The organism is Streptosporangium vulgare, from assembly GCF_042428775.1.
GTDB classification, from domain to species: Bacteria; Actinomycetota; Actinomycetes; order Streptosporangiales; family Streptosporangiaceae; genus Streptosporangium; species Streptosporangium vulgare.
Map to the genome: position 1 here is coordinate 1 of NZ_JBHMBS010000099.1, position 1,728 is coordinate 1,728.

Here is a 1,728-nt window from a genome sequence, read left to right on the forward strand (position 1 = left end):
TTAGCTGTGGTTGCCTTTTTTGAAGTTGGATTAAATAATATACCTGTATCTATACAGGTATTTAGATGAATTGACTCTGAATCTTTAAATATAGGATGAGCATTTCATTTTGATTCCTTAACGGTTTCTATGCTTTTACCTGTATTAATTATAAGTTCTTTAGTTCATATATATTCTATAGGATACATGAGTAGTGATCCTCACAACCAAAGATTTTTTAGTTATTTAAGCTTATTCACATTTATGATGGTTATATTAGTTACGGCAAATAATTATTTATTAATGTTTGTGGGTTGAGAGGGTGTTGGAGTTTGTTCTTATCTTTTAGTGTGTTTTTGATTTACTAGGGTAGCAGCAAACCAAAGTGCTCTTTCAGCATTTTTAACTAATAGAGTAGGTGATTGTTTATTAACTGTAGGTATGTTCGCTATATTATGATCATTTGGTAATTTAGATTATGCCACTGTGTTTTCTTTAGCTCCTTACATGAATGAAAACCTTATAACTATTGTAGGTGTATGTCTATTAATAGGAGCTATGGCTAAAAGTTCTCAAGTAGGTCTTCATGTATGATTACCTATGGCGATGGAAGGTCCTACACCTGTGTCTGCTTTAATACATGCTGCAACTATGGTTACGGCTGGAGTATACTTATTAATGCGTTCATCTCCTTTAATAGAATATAGTTCTACAGTATTAATGTTGTGTTTATGATTGGGGGCTATTACAACTGTATTTAGTTCATTAATTGGTTTATTTCAACAAGATATAAAAAAAGTTATTGCTTATTCCACTATGAGTCAATTAGGTATGATGGTTATAGCTGTAGGTTTATCTTGTTATAACATAGCTTTATTTCATCTGGTAAACCATGCTTTTTATAAAGGACTGTTGTTCTTAGGAGCCGGGTCAGTAATTCATGCTGTAGGAGATAATCAAGACTTTAGAAGATATGGAGGATTAATACCTTTCTTGCCTCTAACTTATTCGGTTATGCTTATAGCATCCTTAAGTCTAGTAGCTTTCCCGTTTATGACTGGATTCTACTCAAAAGATTTCATACTTGAGTCTGCGTATGGTCAGTACCATTTTTCTAGTACTGTTGTATATATTATAGCTACAATAGGTGCAATATTTACTACATTATATTCTGTTAAAGTGTTATACTTAACATTCTTAACAAACCCCAATGGACCTTTAATAAATTATAAACAAGCACATGAAGGTGATATTTTCATGAGCTTACCTCTTATAATTTTAGCTATATTTTCTATATTCTTTGGTTTTATAACTAAGGACATATTTATAGGATTAGGTTCAGGATTTTTTGTAGATAATGCTTTATTCATACACCCTTCTCATGAAATAATGTTAGACACTGAATTTGGGGTACCGACTTTATTTAAGTTATTGCCTTTAATATTTACTATAACATTTAGTATTATTTCAATAGTGCTATCTGAATATTTATCTAAAAATCTAATTTATTTTAAATTATCTAGATTAGGTTATAATATATTTAGCTTCTTTAATCAACGTTTTTTAGTAGAGTTATTTTATAACAGATTTATTACAGGTGTTGTCTTAAAACTAGGTGGTCAAACTACCAAAGTATTAGATAAAGGATCTGTAGAATATTTAGGACCCTATGGGTTAGAGAAAGGATTGTTGAATATAAGTAATAATATAGCTAAATTAAACACTGGAGTTATTACATCTTACGCATTA

The 1,728-nt window shown here is 30.1% G+C and carries 1 protein-coding gene and 2 pseudogenes; all 3 read left to right on the forward strand.

The genetic code is table 11. The annotated features are described in order from the left end of the window. Positions 1–111: 111 nt before the first annotated feature. Positions 112–297, forward strand: a pseudogene (locus tag ACFFRH_RS44125) (hypothetical protein); the annotation flags it as partial. A gap of 288 nt (positions 298–585) precedes the next feature. Further along, a pseudogene (locus tag ACFFRH_RS44130) lies at positions 586–1,098 on the forward strand (proton-conducting transporter transmembrane domain-containing protein); the annotation flags it as partial. 60 nt (positions 1,099–1,158) lie between these two features. Then, the coding region (locus tag ACFFRH_RS44135) for a hypothetical protein (protein WP_386164160.1) at positions 1,159–1,728 on the forward strand (570 nt) is incomplete at its 3' end.